19 protein-coding genes and 1 pseudogene are annotated in these 18,540 nt (G+C 50.2%); 12 read left to right on the forward strand and 8 right to left on the reverse strand.

Features of this window, described 5'->3' with window-relative positions:
- Positions 1-11 precede the first annotated feature (11 nt).
- A complete protein-coding gene (locus FP815_09575; protein MBA3015187.1) occupies positions 12-3,374 on the reverse strand; it encodes a DUF748 domain-containing protein in 3,363 nt (1,120 codons plus the stop codon).
- A gap of 319 nt (positions 3,375-3,693) precedes the next feature.
- Between FP815_09575 and FP815_09580 the strand changes: the two genes are divergently transcribed.
- Complete coding sequence (locus FP815_09580) at positions 3,694-4,419, forward strand: 1-acyl-sn-glycerol-3-phosphate acyltransferase (GenBank protein MBA3015188.1); 726 nt, start codon at positions 3,694-3,696, stop codon at positions 4,417-4,419.
- Positions 4,420-4,455: 36 nt separating this feature from the next.
- On the opposite strand, the pseudogene FP815_09585 reads toward FP815_09580, so the two are convergent.
- Together FP815_09585 and FP815_09590 are read right to left on the reverse strand one after the other, a co-directional pair.
- Positions 4,456-5,375, reverse strand: a pseudogene (locus tag FP815_09585) (LD-carboxypeptidase).
- Positions 5,356-6,126 (reverse strand): type III pantothenate kinase, encoded by a 771-nt coding sequence (locus tag FP815_09590; GenBank protein MBA3015189.1) that lies wholly within the window; start codon positions 6,124-6,126, stop codon positions 5,356-5,358. Before FP815_09590 ends, FP815_09585 begins: the two are co-directional and overlap by 20 nt.
- A 44-nt stretch (positions 6,127-6,170) precedes the next feature.
- Between FP815_09590 and FP815_09595 the strand changes: the two genes are divergently transcribed.
- Positions 6,171-6,461, forward strand: a complete 291-nt coding sequence (locus FP815_09595; protein ID MBA3015190.1) for a hypothetical protein — start codon at positions 6,171-6,173, stop codon at positions 6,459-6,461.
- A 6-nt stretch (positions 6,462-6,467) separates the two neighbouring features.
- Here FP815_09595 and FP815_09600 read toward each other — a convergent pair whose 3' ends face one another.
- The gene (locus FP815_09600; protein ID MBA3015191.1) at positions 6,468-6,914 is read right to left on the reverse strand and encodes a hypothetical protein; all 447 of its coding nucleotides are present in this window, start codon (positions 6,912-6,914) and stop codon (positions 6,468-6,470) included.
- Positions 6,915-7,296: 382 nt separating this feature from the next.
- On the opposite strand from FP815_09600, the gene FP815_09605 reads away from it, so the two are divergent.
- The 3 genes from FP815_09605 (at position 7,297) to FP815_09615 (ending at position 9,637) form a co-directional block, all read left to right on the forward strand.
- Positions 7,297-8,196, forward strand: a complete 900-nt coding sequence (locus FP815_09605) for a cation transporter (protein MBA3015192.1) — start codon at positions 7,297-7,299, stop codon at positions 8,194-8,196.
- Positions 8,197-8,260: 64 nt separating this feature from the next.
- Positions 8,261-9,421, forward strand: coding sequence for an AI-2E family transporter (locus FP815_09610; protein MBA3015193.1), 1,161 nt, complete (start codon positions 8,261-8,263; stop codon positions 9,419-9,421).
- Positions 9,422-9,436: 15 nt separating this feature from the next.
- Positions 9,437-9,637, forward strand: coding sequence for a hypothetical protein (locus tag FP815_09615; protein MBA3015194.1), 201 nt, complete (start codon positions 9,437-9,439; stop codon positions 9,635-9,637).
- Between the two features lie 20 nt (positions 9,638-9,657).
- Here FP815_09615 and FP815_09620 read toward each other — a convergent pair whose 3' ends face one another.
- From FP815_09620 to FP815_09635, 4 genes are all read right to left on the reverse strand, one after another.
- Entirely contained in the window at positions 9,658-10,350 is a 693-nt protein-coding gene (locus FP815_09620) for a PilZ domain-containing protein (protein MBA3015195.1), read from the reverse strand.
- A 372-nt stretch (positions 10,351-10,722) separates the two neighbouring features.
- Positions 10,723-11,547, reverse strand: a complete 825-nt coding sequence (gene thiD, locus FP815_09625; GenBank protein MBA3015196.1) for a bifunctional hydroxymethylpyrimidine kinase/phosphomethylpyrimidine kinase — start codon at positions 11,545-11,547, stop codon at positions 10,723-10,725.
- The gene (locus FP815_09630) at positions 11,544-11,993 is read right to left on the reverse strand and encodes a peptidylprolyl isomerase (protein ID MBA3015197.1); all 450 of its coding nucleotides are present in this window, start codon (positions 11,991-11,993) and stop codon (positions 11,544-11,546) included. The genes thiD and FP815_09630 overlap by 4 nt, the downstream gene beginning before the upstream one ends.
- Before the next feature lie 15 nt (positions 11,994-12,008).
- Positions 12,009-13,430 (reverse strand): hypothetical protein, encoded by a 1,422-nt coding sequence (locus FP815_09635; protein MBA3015198.1) that lies wholly within the window; start codon positions 13,428-13,430, stop codon positions 12,009-12,011.
- A gap of 430 nt (positions 13,431-13,860) precedes the next feature.
- Between FP815_09635 and FP815_09640 the strand changes: the two genes are divergently transcribed.
- The 7 genes from FP815_09640 to FP815_09670 all read left to right on the forward strand — a co-directional run bounded on the left by FP815_09640 (position 13,861) and on the right by FP815_09670 (position 18,384).
- Positions 13,861-14,043, forward strand: coding sequence for an RNA polymerase II-associated protein (locus FP815_09640; protein ID MBA3015199.1), 183 nt, complete (start codon positions 13,861-13,863; stop codon positions 14,041-14,043).
- Between the two features lie 37 nt (positions 14,044-14,080).
- Positions 14,081-14,482: a phosphoribosyl-AMP cyclohydrolase gene (gene hisI, locus FP815_09645; GenBank protein ID MBA3015200.1), complete on the forward strand. Its 402-nt coding sequence runs from the start codon at positions 14,081-14,083 to the stop codon at positions 14,480-14,482.
- Positions 14,479-15,351: an ATP phosphoribosyltransferase gene (locus FP815_09650; protein MBA3015201.1), complete on the forward strand. Its 873-nt coding sequence runs from the start codon at positions 14,479-14,481 to the stop codon at positions 15,349-15,351. The genes hisI and FP815_09650 overlap by 4 nt, the downstream gene beginning before the upstream one ends.
- A 2-nt stretch (positions 15,352-15,353) precedes the next feature.
- Positions 15,354-15,959, forward strand: a complete 606-nt coding sequence (locus FP815_09655) for a YihA family ribosome biogenesis GTP-binding protein (protein ID MBA3015202.1) — start codon at positions 15,354-15,356, stop codon at positions 15,957-15,959.
- A gap of 349 nt (positions 15,960-16,308) precedes the next feature.
- Positions 16,309-16,515, forward strand: coding sequence for a hypothetical protein (locus tag FP815_09660; protein ID MBA3015203.1), 207 nt, complete (start codon positions 16,309-16,311; stop codon positions 16,513-16,515).
- Positions 16,516-17,307: 792 nt separating this feature from the next.
- Positions 17,308-17,679, forward strand: coding sequence for a hypothetical protein (locus FP815_09665; GenBank protein ID MBA3015204.1), 372 nt, complete (start codon positions 17,308-17,310; stop codon positions 17,677-17,679).
- A gap of 81 nt (positions 17,680-17,760) precedes the next feature.
- A complete protein-coding gene (locus FP815_09670; protein MBA3015205.1) occupies positions 17,761-18,384 on the forward strand; it encodes a hypothetical protein in 624 nt (207 codons plus the stop codon).
- Positions 18,385-18,540 lie beyond the last annotated feature (156 nt).

Consider the following 18,540-nt stretch of genomic DNA (forward strand, 5'->3'; position numbering starts at 1 on the left):
AGATCGGTTGGTTATTTTGCCATAGTCACGCTGATTGCAACCCCGCGGTTTGGCCGAGCGGTTTTTTTCTGAGTGGTTGTTTCTATGGTTGTTCGTTCGATTTGCCCTGTTAGCACGCCGTTAGATGTCAAAAAGTCGCTTACAGCTTGAGTTCGTTGACGTGCGAGTTGCTGCAAGGATTCGTGGGAAGGCGATCCTTTTCCTGTGTTCTTGTTAAGCTGGAGCAAGGCCTTCTGGTCGGCTGGATCGGTAGATCCCGTAAGAATTATTGCGATCAACGGGTGTTCTGAGAGATAGAGAGCGAGGGCGGGGAGCCGTTCCTTCATTGTCGGAGTTAATTGGTCCGATCCTGGCTTAAAAGAGATCGTTTCGGGGATTGTTTTCTGCGTATTTCCGAGAATGGAGACCGGGGAGACGGTAGCCTTGAGCAGGAGTTGGTTGAGGAATGCCTTGATCCCTTCAAGGTAGGTGAATCCTGTGTCGGTTCGGCCATCGATCGGAATGGTCAGGGCAATAGCGCCATCGGTATCTTGGAGTAGCGCCTGGATCAGAGGCAGAGTCTCCCAGGTGGAGCCAATCGCCTTGATTGCCTGGGAGGACAGAGGATTGCTCAGTTTGAGTCCATTGAATGTCAGATGGCTCACGTCGTGAATTAAGGTATTCTCATAGGTCATATCGTTTTCGAAGTCCAGCGTTCCATCCTTAATAGTAAATCCCCAATGTGGTTCAATAACTGCTGCAAGTGATGAGAGTGGAAGTCCTATGATCTCAGTGGCGAGTGTCATCGCCGGCTGGGTTGCAAAGGGGCTGATAGTTCCTTCAGCCTCGAATTGGGCAGAGTTTTCCATCTTGCCGGTGAAGGTAAAGGGGATAATCTGGTCCTTGGCCACGATATAATCGGAGAGGTCGCCATCAATTTTGTTGAGGGTGAGGGTCAGTCCCGGGGGGCCGGGAAAATCATAGATCAGGGTCCCTTCGCTCAGGGTGATGGATTTGATAGAGACGGTTGCTTCGTCGGGGGTTGTTCCGGGCTGCCATCCCGGCTGGATGAGAGGCGGCAGCGTGGGCATGCCATTCTCGTTTGCGGTTACCTGGAGGGATGGCCCTTGGAGGGTAAGCCGGTTAATTGCGACTGAGAGGGGTCGAAGGCTGAAAACAGTTTCTTCTCCGATAATCTTGCGGCAACTGATAGGGGGGGAGGCAAGTTCGGTAATGGACCAATTTCCAGTGTAGTTTAACGCCGGAAGCGACAGGGTGCCGTCAACGCTCAGGGCCCCGCTTGCTGGCACGGTTAAATAGTGATTAAAGAGCGGTTGGAAAACGGTCAGGGGCACTTCTGTTGTTTGCAGGTTGAGAGTGGCGTTGAAGGGAGCGAGCGTAAAGGTGCCTGCGGCCTGGACTGGGTATTTGTCATCCAGCATGGCGGCGGCGGTCACGGTGTTGGGGCGTGCGCGATCAATCTGGTCCAATTGCAGGTCGAATCGCTCCAGGCGCAGGCTTATATCTGGTGGGCCTTGATTTTCGATCACAAGGCTGCTGTTGGTAATCTCCAGCCCATTTAGGTCGATATCCGGCGGTGGTGTGGCCTGGATGTCAGGATCGGTAAGCGGTGTCTGCCAGGAGGCGGTGGCGCTGCTCCTCCTGCAGACGATCTTGGCTTGCTGTAGGCGGACTTTGCCAAGGTGGAGCGTTGGTTCGTCGGGGTTGAATGATCCTTGATCACTATGCCAGACAGGGACCTCAAGCGTTTGGCCATTGAGTTCAACTAGGATATTTCTGGCCTGAATCGCCAAGGGGTCAAGATGCAGGATTGGTTCTTGGTTTGGTCCCAGGGTGACGGCAAAATTGGTTTGCGTCTGATCTATTGTGCCAGCGGTTATCGGCAGGGAAGGTCCGATTATCTGCCAAAGGTCCTGGATGGTGGCGATATCGATAGTGTTGAGAATCATTAGTCCTTTGGCGGTAAATGGGGCCCCGCTGGCACTGCCCTGGAGGCTGAGGCGAGAACCTGTTTCTGTCCGGGCATTAAGGGAGAAGAAGGCCTGTTCCGGGCCGTCTGGAGGGTGCGCGGTATTGATCGACGCGTCAAGGCCTTTCCAGTTTGTGGCCGGACTGAGTGGTGAGTCGGGGTGGGCGAAGATCTCTCCGTTGGTGATCTGGAGGAGGGTAACGGGCATGGTGCCGAGCTGCCTGGGGTTGGTTTGGATGAGGGCCGCAGCCAGATGGCGCCAAGGAAATGCCTTGTCAGCCGGTCGATGCCAGACAGGATGAGCGAGGGTGATTGCATTGGCATGAAATTGTTTGCTCACCGGCGCGAACCAGCCACTGATGCGACCGGAGTCAATGGTCAGTTTTCCTTGAGGGTTTTCGCCCTGGAACGAGCGAAGGGAGATTTCTCCGAGGACCCGAATTTTTTCTGATTGAGAACCATCGTAGAGCACGTCAAGGTCAAGATCAGCCTGTCCCTTCAATGTTTGCAGTCCAAGTTGTGGCGGCAGGTGATCCTTGTATGTTTCCAGGTCGAGGTTGGCCATTTTTAGGCTCATGCGGGATGTTGTCGGTCCCTGTGGCGACAGGGGCGTTTGCCCGGTCATAGCTATGGGGGTGCCATTGATCCGGGCGGAAAATTGAGGCTGCAGAGTGCCGCTGTGATAATTGATATTCTCAATTGCCGGCAGGGTCAGGGTGACTTCTTCCAGACGGTGACTTTTATTCGTTGTCAGGACCTCGTAACGGATCTCTCCTCTGGTGAGTTCGATATTGTTGATTGAGTAACGTTGGGCGGCTCTGCTGATGAGCCAGGTCAAGAGGCGATGATTCTCTGTGGCAGTGGGCGGCACGAGAGAAGAAGCATTGTATTTGTTGTCAATGCCTTGAACCAGGTGGAAGAATGGCTGGTCAATACTCAACTCTTGGCAGATGATGGCTCGGTGGAACAGAGAGCTTGTTTCCAGATTAATGGTCATCTTGGAGAATGAAAGGATGGGGTCGACTTTGTCGTTAGGGGCTGAGAGGAGTGGACCGACAATGCCATTTATCAGGGTAAGCTTAAGGCGTAGCGGATCGAAGTTCACTTGACCGATAGTGATTGGTCGGCCAAGGCCACGGGCGATGGCTTGTGCGCCGAGAGTCTTGATCAGGTAGGGGAGCACAAAGTAGCCGCAGGATAGATAGCCGATGGCGCTGATACTAAGCAGAGTGAGAACTAAGGAGACTGGGAAGGGTACCTTGGCTTTGGGAGGGATTGCCTGTCGTGAAAAATGGGGTTGGCGCGGTGATCGTACCGTTCGGCCAGCGGTAGTGTTGATTGGAGATGACGGCCTGTCGATGGATATGTCGCCAAAAGGGTCATGTTGGCTGTTTTGTTTTTTCATTACGAGAGGTTGGGGCACGACCAAGGAGTGTTAAGGGGAGGCGGAGGGGGATAGCTAAGTGGCTGTGGACGCCGCCAAAGCTTTTCACCTCCATTGGTCATGCCTCATCAATTAAAATTAATATAATGGATGCGGTATAACAGCAACGAGCGTCTTCCCAGGATTTTTATTGTCTTGCCTGGGGAGGTATGATACATTTAAAAACTAACGAAATCAACATGATAAATCATTGCATCCCTAAGAATAGAGCCTCAGGATATTTTAACCGCTTAGAAATTACTCCTGGTTACGAATACCTTATGCCGTGTATCCCGGCAAGATGATTATGAAAACACTTCACTATTTACGGGCCATCCTGGTGCTGCTTGTCACCCCGGCATCGACATTGGCGCTGAGCATATCGGCCTTGATTCTGGGTTCTTGTACTCGAAGTCCTGCTGTCTGGGTTCAGGCGCTGGCCAAGAGATGGGGCCGTCTTATCTGCTCTCTTGCCGGGGCACGAGTGTCGGTTGAGGGGCGGGAGAATCTTGTTCAGGCCGGACCCTATATTTTTGCCGCTAACCATCAGAGTCAGTTCGATATCTTTGCTCTGCAGGGGTATCTGGGGTGTGATTTTCGGTGGATGGCCAAAAAAGAGTTGTTCGCTGTTCCTATCTTTGGCGCAGCGATGAGGTCGGCAGGTTATATCTCGGTGGATCGTTCCCGGGGGCGTCAGGCCATGCAGAGTTTAATCGAGGCAGCCAGAAGGATTGCCGATGGGACATCGGTGGTGATCTTTCCTGAAGGGACCAGGAGTCGTGACGATCAGCTTCAGGATTTCAAGAGCGGGGCGATGGTGTTGGCGATCAAAGCGGGGGTGCCTATTGTGCCTGTGGCTATTATCGGAACCCATCAGATTTTACCCAAAGGAAAATTGCTGGCCCGGTCGGGACAGGTTCTGATCAAGATTGGTCAGCCCATAGACACGACAAAATTCTCCGGATCAGATAAACAGGCGCTTGCCCTCCGTCTGCAACAGGCGGTAGCCGACCTCATTGCAGGGTAAGGCATGAGGTTTTTTGAAGCGTTGAAGGCCCTTTGGTTATTTGAGTAGCGAAAGTACGCATCTGCTGCTGTCCATGGAGACTGTGCTGCCAATCGGTAGTAAGATATTGCGGCTGCCATGGCCTGCTGGAAAATTGGCCCAGACCGGAATGTGCTCTCCGGTCAACTCCAAAGTCCGCTGCCAGATCAAGTCCAGGTCGGAGATGCTATGCATATCGCTGTCCAGGAAATCGCCGAGGATGATTCCCGCCAGGGAGTCAAGCCGTCCGGCCAGGCTCAGTTGGGTCAGGATGCGATCAATCTGGTAGGCTGATTCATTGATGTCCTCAAGGAGGAGGATGGCCCGGCCCACATCGGTTCATAGGGGGTCGCCACTAATTGTGCCAGGCAGGCCAGATTGCCGCCAATCAGGTGTCCTTGGACCTCACCGGGGCGCAGCACCTCAAGACCTTTGATTTTTAGATGCTCCTGGGCATGAACCGTAAGTTCATTGAGCATCGATATCATGGCTGGATTGCCGTCTCGTGCCAAAGTTGACAACATGGGGCCGTGGAAGGTGATAAGGCCGGTCTGGTGTTGGATGGCGTTGAGCAGAATGGTCAGGTCGGAAAAGCCGATCAGAATTTTGGGCTTGCGCCTGATGAGTTCAAAATCAAGTTTTGTCAGGAGTCTTGCGCACCCATAGCCCCCGCGTACCGCCACAATAGCCTTGACTTCATCGTCATCCCAGAGTCGATGGAACTCTTCAAGCCGGCGCTGATCGGAACCGGCTAGATAGTTTTCCTTGCGGCAGATATCGTCGGCGAATTTAACCTTGATCCGATTGTCCCGAAGGAGTTGCAGTCCCTGTCTGAGGATATCTTCCTTGATCGGCCCGGCCGGTGCAGCCAGGCCAATGGTGTCTCCCTTTCGTAGTTGGGGGGGATGAAGGGCTTTATTACTCATGGCAGCGCTCATAGATCAGGCGAAGTCCTTCCAGGGTGAGGTTTGGTTCGATCTCTTCAAGCGACGAGGCATAAGGGGCGATCAGTTTTGCCATGCCGCCGGTGGCGATAACCTTGGGGATCTGAGGTGAGAAGGAGGTCTTGAGCCGTTGGATCAGCCCTTCCACTAAGCCGCCATAACCATAGAGGATACCGGATTGGATGGCGGAGACAGTATTGGTGCCAATGGGTTGTGGTGGCGGGATATTGATATCGACTCTGGGTAATTTGGCCGTTTTGCTGCCGAGCGCCTCAATGGCGATGCCCATGCCGGGAGCAATGGCGCCGCCCAGGTATTCCCCGTGAGCTGAGATGCAGTCAAAGGTGATGGCTGTGCCGAAATCGACGATGATCATGGCCTGTTGATAACGGTGAAATCCAGCTACAGCATTGACAATCCGATCTGCCCCGACTTCGGCCGGGGTGTCGATCATGATTGGGATACCGGTTGCTGTGTGGTGATCCACCAAGATTGGGTCTGCTGTTAACGTCCGCGAAAAGGTGAGCCAGGCGCTATTCAACTGGGGCACAACGCTTGCGAGGATGAGGCCACGGATGCTGCCCGCGGAAAACTTGCTCATGGCAAAGAGACTGTGGACGATAATGGCGATTTCGTCGGCGGTGTGCTGGCGGTTGGTCTGAATTCTCCAGTGATGACTGATGTCATTGTTGTTAAAGATACCGATGACGGTATGGCTGTTACCAATATCGATGGCAAGAAGCATGGGTGTACTCGAAGGATAAGGGATAAGGAGCTGTCTTTTATGGGGTGAGGTTTGACTGCCCAGGGGAATTCGAGGAAGAGCTGCGGGACTTACTGGTCATGGATTCGACTTTCTCTCATGAGCATGACACCGAGGCCTGCCGTGAAAAGAAAGCCGAAGAGGCTGATCCACCATGGAATTACCGTTCCAGCGACAATGACCTCCACACTCATGATGAGACGGGTCAGGTGGAGGGCGGCAATCAGAAAAAGAAATATGATGGTAATCAGGGACGCAGGTTTCATGACAGTCTCCATGAGGCTGCCGCCCTTGATTTCAAGGGCGGCAGTGTTTGACGGAAGTTACTCCGCTTTTTTCAAGGGCATCCCGCATTTGCAGCCTGCAGGCATGGCAGACAGGGTGTTACAGGCACAAGTTCCCCCACAGTTACAGAAATAAATTCCTGATCCTGCAAGGTTTACCCGTTTGACCGGCATCCCGCATCCGCATTTGGTCGGGTCCTTGGGGTCAATATTGCATTTGCATCCTTCCTTGCATTGGCAGAGAATGGCCTCATTGCCCTCGACCTTGATCACGTGGCCCCACGCCATTGGGGAACCGCACTTGCAGTTTCCAGGGGTGAGGCTGACGGAGTTGCATTTGCATTGGGGGCCGCAATTACAGCTGTAGAGTATATCGGTCCGTTCTTCTTGGGGGGCGCTTGCGGTCGGGCTAGTCCCTTTAGTCATGCAGGCGGTCATAAGAACGGATACGCAAATGGCCAGAAAGAGTGTTTTGAGCAGGTTCATGTGATTTCTCCTTTTTGTGGGGTTTAGGATGTTTTTTGCCAGAATCTTTGCTCATAATGGTAGCATTGTTGGGGAGGGGATAGCAAATGATTTTTGATGGCGCAGGTATTAGGGACGCTGAAAATACCAATTTACCATAACGCATCCCGGCTTTGGGCCATCTTTGGTCGCGACTCAATCACAAAATCCTCGACGTAGCGCTGCTACGCCTGCGGTTTTGTTCAATCGGCGCAACCAAATCTGTCCCAGATCCGGGCGTGATCCAGGTAAATTGGTATTTCCCGAGTCCCTTATCTCCTCTGTTGACTAACCGGAATAAAAATGATTACGCTGCCTAGGTATTGTGAGGCATTCCTAAATTGTTTGTGTCATGGAGAGGGTTGTGCTGAGGGATGAGCGTTTCAATAAAGCGGGTCGAGTCATCAAGGTAGGGTTGTGGGCTAACGCGTTGCTGATGGTGATGAAACTTCTGGCCGGTTATTTTGGCAAGTCGGAGGCGGTTTTTGCCGATGGAGTCGAGAGCGCCTGTGATTCGGTGGCGATTATGTCAACGCTTGTTGCGCTTCATATTGGCCGTAAACCTTCTGATGATGACCATCCTTATGGCCACGGCAAGGCGGAGAGCATCGCTGCGATTCTTGTGGCTCTGCTTATTTTCGCTACGGGGGGGGGGATTCTTTATAGTGCGGTACGCACGGTCATGACCGGCGTTTATCAGGAGCCGAGGATGATCGCCGTGATCGCCGCTATGGTGACGATTGTTACCAAAGAGGCTCTGCACCGTGTTTCACAGAATGTTGGAGACGAGCTGGGGAGTCCGGCAGTGCTGGCCATTGCCAAAGATCACCACAAAGATGCAGTTACCTCGGTGGCTACTATGATTGGTGTTACCAGCGCTTTTTTTGGATTTAAGATTATGGATCCCTTGGCGGCAGGACTTACGGCCTTTTTTATTTTTCATATCGGTTATGAGTCCTTCATGACAGCCGCCCATGAGCTGATGGACGGTCAGCCCTCCGAAGAGTTGAACACCACGATTACGGTGTTAGCCGAAGAGGTGGAGGGGGTCGATCATGTCCATGAAATTCGTTGCCGCCGCTCAGGGCAGTATATCATTGTCGATTTGAAGCTGGACATGGACCCTCAGATGACGGTGAAGCGTTCTCACTCGATTGCATGTGAAGTGAAACAACGAATTTTTGAGCGATTTTCCGAGGTGGGCGATGTCATGATTCACATCAATCCCCACGATGAGGATCATGTGGATTTGATCAGGCTATAGCCCTTAGTTTATTAGGTAGATTGTCGGTCAGGTTGGGATTGACGGAAGCAGAGGGAGAAGAGTGATGGTACGGCAACGAGGTAAGCGGAAAAAGGAGATTGCTGTGTCTGAGGTTGAAGGGCAGGGGGATGCTGGGATGAACATGGGGCATTATTTTCTCCTTTTTCTGCTCGTCGTGGTCCTTGGGGCTTGCGTTAAGGTGGTAGCCGATTATGCCCATGCCCTTATTCTTGCTATTATTCTCGCTATTGTCTTTGCCCCGGTTCATCAAGTTATCCTCCGCCTGACCAGAGGGAGGCGGCATGTTGCCGCTCTCTTTTCATGTCTTGTCTTGACGCTGGTTGTGGTTTTGCCCCTCATCTTTGTCGGTGTCTCGCTGATCCATCAGGGCGTTGACTCCTTTAACGCTATTCATGCCTGGGTCAATGCCGGAGAGTATCAGAAACTCTTTGCCCTGCCGTTGGTGATCAAGGTATGGGCTGTCATTATGCCTTATTTGCCCGATATGTCTAAGATTGCTTCGCAACTGGGGGGAGACCCTCAGCCTATCAATCAGACGGTACTTGATGTTACGTCGCTGGTCGGGAAGTTTCTGGTCAGTCAAGGGGGCGGGATTATGGGCAATTTCACCGCTTTTATCGGACATTTTTTTCTCCTGCTCTTCGCCTTTTTTTTCATGATCCGAGACGGGGAGATTATTGTCAGGCATCTTCAGCACTTGATCCCAATGTCCTCCACCCATGAGAAGAAGATTCTTGCCAAGGTGCATGATGTTTCCCGCTCAGTGCTTTTGGGGACTTTTCTGACGGCCTTGGCCCAAGGAGCCGCAGGGGGGGTGGCCTTCTGGATTACCGGGTTGCCGGGATTGTTCTGGGGGAGCATGATGGCATTCGCTGCTCTTATTCCCTTTGTGGGCACGGCGTTGATTTGGGTGCCTGCGGCGGGGTATCTTGTGGTCCTTGGCCGGTGGGAGGCAGCTGCCTTTATGGCGGGTTGGTGCGTATTGGTGGTGGGGTTGCTCGATAATCTGATCCGTCCCCTGTTTATGAAGGGCGCGGCTAATATGAGTCCGATGTTGATCTTTTTCGCTCTGATTGGCGGTATCAACAGTTTTGGCTTGATTGGACTGCTCTACGGGCCATTGCTGTTTGGTTTGGCTTTGGTGTTGCTCTATATCTATGAGATTGAATTTGAGCCGTTTTTGGCCCATCAAGATCGTAGTTGATCTCTGAGGTATGTGATGAAACGTGGAAGCTACTCGGAGCGGCGGCGGGGCGGGAAGTTATTTGTGTGTCACTGCTGTAAAAAGGAGTTGCCCTTCTGCTGGAATTGTCTCTGTGGTTTCCAAATCTGTGATGAATGTTTCCAGGAAAATAAATGGGGATTGACCAACGGACCGACGTGGGTCTGTCCTGATTGTGGACGAATCAGGATGATGTGACATGGGGGGAAAGTGGAGATTCATGTCGCAAAATCTTTGGGATCTTCAATTTTTCGTAAATTGATATAATTTTCTAAGGCATCGCGGGCATTGTCATCCGGTTCAAAATTGATTCCCAGGGTGTGGTTTCGTTCTTCTTCGGTTTGAATCCAAACTATCTTGGCTTCCGCGAGGGTGATTGTCTCTTCGTAATCGGCGAGCAATCGGGAACAGAGGATGAAAGAGAGGGCGCAGAGCGTGTCTCCTGTTGAAAGTTGCGCTGGAAGATCAATTGATAATTGAGCGCCATTCAGGGAGATGTCGACTACTTTGCCGCTGTAGACCCGCTGTTTGTGGAGGATGGAGAAAGTGATCGTGGACTTGCGGGCTGTCTGGACTCGGGGAGATTTTCTTCGGAAAACATTGTAAATTTCTGTGGGATACTGCAGTCCAAGAAATTGTTTGGCCTTTTTGACTCGTGCTGCCTCAAAGTATCGTAAAGGAGCCCCAGCGGTGGCGTAGTAAAATGAGCACTTATCAGAGTCGCATGGATGATCGGGGTGGAGTATGACCATAAGGTCTCCGGCGCTGGATTTACTTTTTGCCACCAAAGGCAATTTTTTCATCTTGTCGGAGGTTCCCCCCTTGGCGCACACCAGCGCGCCCTTATTGGTAATCAGCGAGTTTATCTCTTCCGCGATCTCGGTGGGGTTATTGGTGAATAACTTTTTCATGGTGTAAGTAATGAATTAAAGTGAATTGTCCAATTTGAGACTTTTCTGGTGGAATATGTAACGGTCCCTCACTTTGTGGTATCTACCTACTAATGATATACTGATAGGAACTAGTCCTGTCAACTTTTTCAGCCTCTGTCAGCGGAGGCTCTCCTTGTTGCCCGATCATTTGCCCTGATTTCTGAATCGCTCCCCCGGTGGTAAGAGAGTATTTGGGAGTCGGCAATTATTGATATGTCGTTTGTTAACTCTCGAAACATTCGTCATTCCTGCATGTTTTTATCCGCAATTCAGGTTCCGCGCTGGATACCAGCTAAGGTCATGCTGGTATGACGGCAAAGATAAACGGAACTTTTGTAATTTCTCGGTCCCTTATTCATTGTGTCGATAGAGATGATGGCAGAGGCCACCATTGCCGTGCCCTAAGCGATAGTCGACGCTTGCAGCAAGTAGGAAGTTGAGAAAATCGATGCTGCGCTGAAAAGCCTCACTGTAATCACCGCTATGCTGGTGGAAGGCGGCCAAGGCCGAGGCGAAGGTGCATCCGGTTCCGTGGGTGTTGCGGCTGATAATCCGTGGATGAGAGCGGAAGAGAGGTTGATCGTCTCCGGCGAGAAGCAGGGTGTCTGTTACTTGGTTCAGATCGGGATTAAGATGGCCGCCCTTGATTGCCACGGCTTTCAGTTTTGGAAATACGGCCAGGAGCTTCTTCCCGGCCACCAGCGCCTCTGTGGTGGAACCGATGTTCTGGCCAGTGAGGAGTCCTAATTCTTGGAGGTTGGGGGTCAGGGCCGTGGCTCGCGCAGCAAGCTGATGAACTCCTTCCAGGGTGTCGGTGGTCCGTATTGGTTGACCGACGCTGGAGTAGATAACAGGGTCGTAGATTACCTCACCGGTAAAGCCTTGAAGCGCGTGACAGATGGCCGAGCCGATATCATCCGAGCCGATCATGCCGATTTTGATATGGCTCACGGTCATGTCGTCAAGGACGGCGGCAATCTGTTGATGGACCAGTTCCGGGGCGAGTGGATGACAGTCCAGAACACCCAAGGTGTTCTGGACTGTGAGACTGGTAATGACGGCGCAGCCATAGGTGCTGAGGACGGTGAAAGTCTTGAGGTCGGCCTGGATGCCAGCCCCGCCAGAGGGATCGGATCCGGCAATGGTGAGGATGGCCCTGGTTTGTTGGTGGGTCATTTGTCGACAGCGGGGCGGATCGATTGCACAGTGACTTGGTAGTTAAGCGGTTGCCCGGCCAGCGGGTGATTGAAATCGACTGTAACCATGTTGTCAGTCACCGATGTTACAGTGGCTGGGACCTGTTCCTTTTTCCCTTCGTGGTCAATGGTCAGGCCAAGGATCATGCCGACGCTGAGTGATTCCTGGCCGGGCAGGACAGCACGGTCTACAGTATGGATCAGCTCGGGGTTGCTCGGGCCGTGGGCTTCATCAGGCGGAAGGCGGAAGGTCTTGATCTCTCCCTCGCCCATGCCAATGACCTGGGCGTCGAAAGCCGCCATTACGCTTCCATCGCCCACGGTAAATTCGAGAGGACCGCTGGCCTCAGAGGATTCAAATAGTTCGCCGTTGTCTAGTAGTCCGTCATAGAGAACCACAACGGTGTCGCCGGTTTTTACCTTCATTGTCTGCTCCTTGTTTCATGTGTTGGCATTTGCTTTTTGAAAAGTGATTTTATATTTGTTGATGGCCGTGGTCACCGCCCCGACCCTGGTAGGTGGAGGCGAAATCATGAGTTGCATGTCTTTGGGGATTTCATAGTCCGTGATGAATATTTCTACCCCTTCGCCATATGAGATGATCGTGGACTTGACCAGATTAAAAAGGTCATTATAGGGAAACGGTTTCTTGTAGTGACTGACTATCCCGTCAATATAATGTTTGATTTTATTTAGGTCATCATGAGAGGTTCCGAAAAAGGTTTTGCAGTTGGTAATTCCTTTTTCGAGCATAAGTTGGAGCTCGATCTCGTTAACAGCTTCTTGGCCTTTCAGCGAATTCATCATCAGTTTGAGTGAGCGGATGATGCCGCCGGTTCCTTCAAAAAAAGATCTGGTCATCTTGCTGGATACTACGATTGGGTTAAGGGGAGACCCTGCTGATTCCACCTCCTTCTGCAGGCTCGGGATGATCCGATTTTTCATGATGCTGCAAAAAAAGTTGATGGAGTCCAATGCTACTCTTGCCGTGTCCATAGCGCTATGGAGATTTTGTTTGTGGTAGAGGGACGAAAGCAAAGTAGCCATGATTTGTCCCTGCGCCACGAGGCCCTTGATCAGGGCGGCTGGGGACTCGGTCTGGATGGCGCGGAGATCTTTTTCGATGGTGGCTATTAAACTTATTTCACGACTCATTCGTTCGACTAGGTCATGCAGAAAGATTTTGATTTCTCGGTTGGCAGCGAGAGAGCTTTCGATGTGGTGAAAGAGGATCTCTTCAATCAGGCGTGGCAGCTTGTTGATGGTAAGGCGTTGGAACCGTGCTTCCAGTCGTTCTGGTTCATGGCCAAGGTCGAGCAGGTTGTGTCTTCCCTCATTGTCGTCGGGTTGCTTGGTCAGCAGGCGCAGAATTGTTGCCCCGCTGCTGAGTTGATCTTTCTTGGCTGGGGCGAGAAGTTTGGCAATAGCGATGAGGGGGGTGAGGTCGAGTTGCTGTTGCAGACAAAGATTTGCGGTTATGAGTGGACGTATGATGGTCTGGAATTCTTCCTTCATTGCGGTAAGGCCGGTGATTTTTTCCGCGAGTTTCTGGGCAGAGGCCAGGGCCGTCTGGGGGTTAGAGATGTCAATGCAGTCGGCCAACTGGTTGCCAATCTCGATATTCCAAGCGTCGATCTGTTTACCGATTTTTTTTGCCTGTTGCTGGTAGTTGTTGAGGCTTGCGCTGATAGCGTTAGTGTCAATGCCAGCGCTGTCAAGCAGAGGAGAATAGTGTTTATAGTCGATGGTGTTCCAGTCGGCGATTTTCGGGTCTTTAAGTATGGTTATAATGGCCTCTTTTTCACGCTTCAAATCGGATCGAAGGGTGTTGAGGATTGCAGTTACGTTTTCGAGTTGGGGCATCGTCGTTGGAGTTAAATGCAGTGGAAGTTTGTTTGATGCTGATCAAAGTCAGTGGAGGTGGAACTCTTTGGTGTTAGCAGCTAGGTAGGAGCAGGATGTTTGTATTGATCATGATAGGGCTATTTAATTAATAAGGTCCTTGACCAAGAACATTTACCATGAAAAGCTACTATAGTAACTGAAAATATGGCATTTGAAAATCCAAAAAATTGGGAGAGTCAAAAGGGAACTTTCTTGACAAAAAAGAGAGTTCCGCCTAGTGTAAATTGTTTGTTGATAGTGGATAATTATTGGGTGCGGGTAGGATTACTCTGACTGCTGACTGAGATTGTCTCTCGTGCGTTACTATTGGTATTATTCACCTCGGATTTTTTCCTGCGGGCAGAGGACGTTCATTGATTTTGCTTAAAGTGTGTGCAGGGAAGCTATAGTGGATCTTGTTTGCGATAAGTATAAGCAAACGTTGGAGGCAGACGACGCCTATTGTCGTCATCCTACCGAATATTGTAAATTCAGGACGGCCTGTCTGATCAATTTCGTGTCTAAGGAGAACAAGGCCAAAGCCGCAATGGTGGCTGTTGTTCCAGAGAAGAGCAGTGAGCAGGAAGTTTAATGTCGGGGTGTCCGCAGGGGCGGTAAGTGATTGCCGCATGGAAAATGATAAGGAAGTGGTGATGGAAATTTTGAATTTTGCCAAGGGTGACGGCTTGATCCCAGCCATTGCTCAGGATTATGAGACCAACGAGGTTTTGATGTTGGCTTATGTTAATGAGGAAGCATGGCAGCGCACCATTGCTACTGGCAAGGCCCATTACTGGAGCCGGTCTCGGAATCAGTTGTGGCTGAAGGGTGAGACCTCAGGTCACGTTCAGCTGATTAAAGAAATCCTGGTGGATTGCGATCAGGACACAGTGGTCTATCGCGTGGAACAGTTGGGCGGGGCTGCCTGTCATAAGGGATATCACAGTTGTTTTTTTCGGCGGCTGGAAGGCGAGTCGCTGGTTATTAAGGGTACGACGGTTTTCGATCCGGCGGAGGTATATAAGAAATGAAGGTGTTGAAGTTAGGCATTCCCAAGGGTAGCCTGGAAAAGGCTACTATTGAATTGTTCGATAAGTCGGGGTGGAAGATCAAGCTCTCCTCCCGTAATTACTTTCCCGAAATTGATGATCCCGAGTTGTCGTGTTCCATCTGTCGACCACAGGAGATGTCCCGCTATATCGAGCGTGGAGTCCTTGACGCCGGAATCACCGGCCTTGATTGGACCATGGAGAACGAGTCCGATGTAGTAGTGGTCGCCGATCTGATTTACTCTAAAGTCAGCCGTAAGCCTACCCGCTGGGTGGTGGCTGTGCCGGGTGACTCCGACATCAAGGAGTTGAAGGATCTGGAAGGCAAGAAGATTTCCACTGAATTGGTCAACTACACCCGGAACTTCTTTGCTGATAAGGGGATCAATGTCGATATCGAATTTTCCTGGGGAGCCACTGAGGCCAAGGTAGTGTCCAAACTGGCCGATGCCATCGTTGAGGTGACCGAGACCGAGTCCACCATCAGGGCCCATGGCCTCAGGGTCATTCATGAGATGTTGCAGTCCAACACCCAGTTTATCGCCAGCCAAGAGGCTTGGGCCGACCCGTGGAAGCGCGAAAAAATTCAGAACATCTCCATCCTGTTGCAAGGGGCGTTGCGAGCTGATAATATCGTCGGCCTCAAGATGAACGTGTCCAAGGAGAATCTTGATCGGGTGATTGCGCAGTTGCCGAGCATGAATGCCCCGACCATCGCCCATCTTTATCAGAAAGAGTGGTACTCGGTGGAGACGGTCATCTCCGAGCATGAGGTTCGCGATCTGGTGCCGAAACTGCTGAAAAGCGGTGCCGAGGGAATTGTTGAGTATTCCCTGAACAAGGTTATTTGAGGATGGCTATTAACTATTCGGAAGTCGAGTTTCTGATTAGCGCCTATGCCCTGAAACAGCTTCCGGAACCGGAGTACCCCGAGATTGCCTTTGCCGGGCGTTCCAATGTCGGCAAGTCCAGTCTGATGAATCGGCTCCTCAATCGCCGTAACCTGGTTAAGGTCAGCGCCAAACCAGGCAAGACCCAGAGCTTGAACTATTTCACCGTGGACAACGCGCTCTACCTGGTTGATCTGCCGGGATACGGCTACGCCAAGGTGCCGAAGGCGGTTAAGGGGCTGTGGCAGGGTTTGATTTCCGATTATATTGAATCCCGCAAAACCCTGTGTTGTGTGGTGGTGATTATCGATATCCGCCATCCATTGAAGGAGTTGGATCTTGAGTTGGTCAACTGGCTGCGCGAAGTATGCGTGCCCTATCTCCTCGTCTATACCAAGCTTGATAAGATCACCAGGGGGCAGCGTTATCAACACGCAGCAGCTCTCGATGCCGGTTTGACGGTGGCCCCAAGCGAAAGGGTGTTGTTCTCGTCTCAGACTGGCGAGGGCAGGGATGAGTTGATTGCCCGGCTGGAAGGTTTTATGGCTGCCACGCGAGATAATAAATAATTGCGGCTCTAGACTATCTTCAGCCTTTTTGTTGGTAATCGTACCAAGGCTTTTCTTGATCCTGTTCCCTTCGGCTTCGCTCAGGGAACGGTCCCGCGATAATCGTTCCCTGAGCGAAGCCGAAGGAACAGGACATTGAGTATGAGTTCTTGTTCATTCTCATCGGAAGATTTAGCGGGAAACAGTTAAGAGGCACGTAAATAATTGATTGCCGGGCAGGCTCAGCAGTAACGTCCTGCCCTAACCGTAAGCGATTGCGGGATGTTTTGTGATCGCTTACAGTCGATAAGCTTGAATTACAGAACGATACCGAGGTGCAAGGATGAGAGAGCTTCCCTGTTGGATGATCATGAATTGTAATAATCATGCTTGCATCGCACGGCAACAACCGGACACGGAGTGCTGGGAACTGGCTCAAGAGACCGAAGATTATCGTCCCGAGTTCAATGTCTGTTCCGACTGCCTGGTGTTAGTTCTTAAAACCGGTAAAGTTCCTCTCTCCCAGCCTGACTTGGCCATGATCGCCGACGGCAGACGATGCCCGTTGTCTCGTTAGCTTGTAAGTTGGTGGCAAGCACTCCCAGGGCATCAGTGTTATTGTAACAGCTCTTGGCAACAAAACTGTACTGGATGTTGCCCTTGTGCTTTTAGCCGTTTCCCTCCAAAGAGGAAGAACCGACCGATCGAACTTTGATCTCGGGCATCCCTCTTATTTATCCGTCGTGACTGTCTTATCCTCATTTTGTACCCCAGCCTTATATTTTATCTTTTATCCTGTCGTCTTCAGCACCCATTCCCAAGCATAATCTGCTTCAGTAATCGCTTGTGTGGATATCGTTGAGATTTTAACGTTTCAACCATAGTCTTTTTATCTGTTCAGCCTCCATATAAAGGAGGATGGATAGCAGCGCGCTTGCAGTGATTGATAGTGTCATGGTGATCGCGAATTCTGAGAGCTGCGCGATTATAGTGCTAGGAAGGATTTACTGTTGATTTATTTTGAGGGAGGTGGCAAAAGAGTAGGGTTGCCAGGTAAATATTAGTATTTTTCAGATTTCGTCAATCGGCATTATTGGAGAGAATTTCTTACCACTAACACCTTAAGAGCTGATCTCTGGCATTGTTCGCGTTTGGCAGGCATGTGAAATGTGGGTTTTTCGTGGAACGGTAGGGGAAGCGCAATGGTGCGGTGGTATCCTGTTTCCTGGATATCGTTCCGTGAGGAGTGATATCTAGTTAAGAAATGGTCTGGTAACTCCAGGTTCTAGGGGGACAAAGGCTATGTATTGTGGAGATATCCGGAAACGGGATAATTATTAGTTGGGCTTAAACTCCACCTGGAGGAAACATGTTTGAGTGGTATGAAAATTTACCAGAATGGCTAAGGTGGGTCTTATTCGTGCCGCTGTCAGCCTTAGGTTCTTTGGTTGGAGTGATATTTTACGCAATATTCCGTGCAGATGATTTTGCGTTCGTGAAGCCCGTGTTCGCCATGTTAATTACAATGTTTGTTGTTTATTCTTTGGCACCAAGAGCTAAAAAGCAGCTAGCACTCGCTTCTCTTATAATTCGCATGATCGTAGTTGCTGTCATGATGAGGCTTGTTTGGGTGGTCGAAGGATATTTTGAAGCGCAGTCATTATGGGAAATCGGATACGAACTTGCTGGATATATTATATCATTTTTGGTTTGGTGGAATTTTATGAAAAAAGATGCGTAAAAAGCGACAGAAAGCAGGTCAATTTTTAGCTGGCACTACAAGTTACAACTGTGTCGAGTTATGTACTATGAGAATTAAGCCATGTCAGTTATTGAATTAATTTCATTTCTTGGCGGTTCATCCGTTTTACTTGGTGCTGTCGCATGGCTTATCAAATCCCTGACATCACAATTTCTTGCCAAAGAATTGGAGAACCATAAATCACAAATACAATTTCAGAATCAGATTGAATTAGCAAAAATTAAATACGAAATAGAAAAAATATTTTTTGAGCACCAGGTTGTATTTAGCAAACTTCATGAAAAGCAAGCAGAAATACTTGCAGGATTATATGCAAGCATTGTAGAGCTATATGATTTAGCGAGTCTATTCGTCAGTTACGCAATTTTTGAAGAAAAAGAAAGCAGAAAAGAAAAATCAAAAGAATTATTGGATGCTGTAAATAAATTTAGAAATATATATGAGCCAAATATAATTTTTTTCCCTGAAACTGTTTGTGTAAAAATTAAAAAATTGGATAAAGAACTCTTGGCTCCGGTAAGCAAATTGATACACCATCTAGAAATATATGAACAAAACGATGATATTGGACCTGCTCGCCAAGCATGGGAAGATGGCCAAGTCACAATTGAACAGATTGTATTTGAAATAAAAAATGAAATTGAAGTTGAATTCAGGAAAATACTTGGAGTTAAGTTCCAATAGTGGAATTAATGGAAATGGCCCAACGAATAAGGTTAGATTGTGAGAGCGCAGCGAACCACAATCTGAACCGTTTGTTGGACAAGCCCGGCTACTATATATAGAAAAGAGCTTTTGAGAGGGAGTCTGCCAGATCAGGCAAAAGAAAGGACGGGATAC

The organism is Desulfobulbaceae bacterium (assembly GCA_013792005.1).
GTDB lineage: Bacteria > Desulfobacterota > Desulfobulbia > Desulfobulbales > VMSU01 > VMSU01.

Coding starts and splice junctions, on each gene's coding strand:
- hisI (MBA3015200.1), top strand. CDS start 14,081: ATGGAAAATGATAAGGAAGTGGTGATGGAAATTTTGAATTTTGCCAAG.
- FP815_09630 (MBA3015197.1), bottom strand. CDS start 11,993: ATGAAGGTAAAAACCGGCGACACCGTTGTGGTTCTCTATGACGGACTA.
- FP815_09670 (MBA3015205.1), top strand. CDS start 17,761: ATGTCAGTTATTGAATTAATTTCATTTCTTGGCGGTTCATCCGTTTTA.
- FP815_09620 (MBA3015195.1), bottom strand. CDS start 10,350: ATGAAAAAGTTATTCACCAATAACCCCACCGAGATCGCGGAAGAGATA.
- FP815_09665 (MBA3015204.1), top strand. CDS start 17,308: ATGTTTGAGTGGTATGAAAATTTACCAGAATGGCTAAGGTGGGTCTTA.
- FP815_09575 (MBA3015187.1), bottom strand. CDS start 3,374: ATGAAAAAACAAAACAGCCAACATGACCCTTTTGGCGACATATCCATC.
- FP815_09615 (MBA3015194.1), top strand. CDS start 9,437: ATGAAACGTGGAAGCTACTCGGAGCGGCGGCGGGGCGGGAAGTTATTT.
- FP815_09635 (MBA3015198.1), bottom strand. CDS start 13,430: ATGCCCCAACTCGAAAACGTAACTGCAATCCTCAACACCCTTCGATCC.
- FP815_09660 (MBA3015203.1), top strand. CDS start 16,309: ATGAATTGTAATAATCATGCTTGCATCGCACGGCAACAACCGGACACG.
- FP815_09650 (MBA3015201.1), top strand. CDS start 14,479: ATGAAGGTGTTGAAGTTAGGCATTCCCAAGGGTAGCCTGGAAAAGGCT.
- FP815_09580 (MBA3015188.1), top strand. CDS start 3,694: ATGATTATGAAAACACTTCACTATTTACGGGCCATCCTGGTGCTGCTT.
- FP815_09610 (MBA3015193.1), top strand. CDS start 8,261: ATGGTACGGCAACGAGGTAAGCGGAAAAAGGAGATTGCTGTGTCTGAG.
- FP815_09590 (MBA3015189.1), bottom strand. CDS start 6,126: ATGCTTCTTGCCATCGATATTGGTAACAGCCATACCGTCATCGGTATC.
- FP815_09600 (MBA3015191.1), bottom strand. CDS start 6,914: ATGAACCTGCTCAAAACACTCTTTCTGGCCATTTGCGTATCCGTTCTT.
- thiD (MBA3015196.1), bottom strand. CDS start 11,547: ATGACCCACCAACAAACCAGGGCCATCCTCACCATTGCCGGATCCGAT.
- FP815_09655 (MBA3015202.1), top strand. CDS start 15,354: ATGGCTATTAACTATTCGGAAGTCGAGTTTCTGATTAGCGCCTATGCC.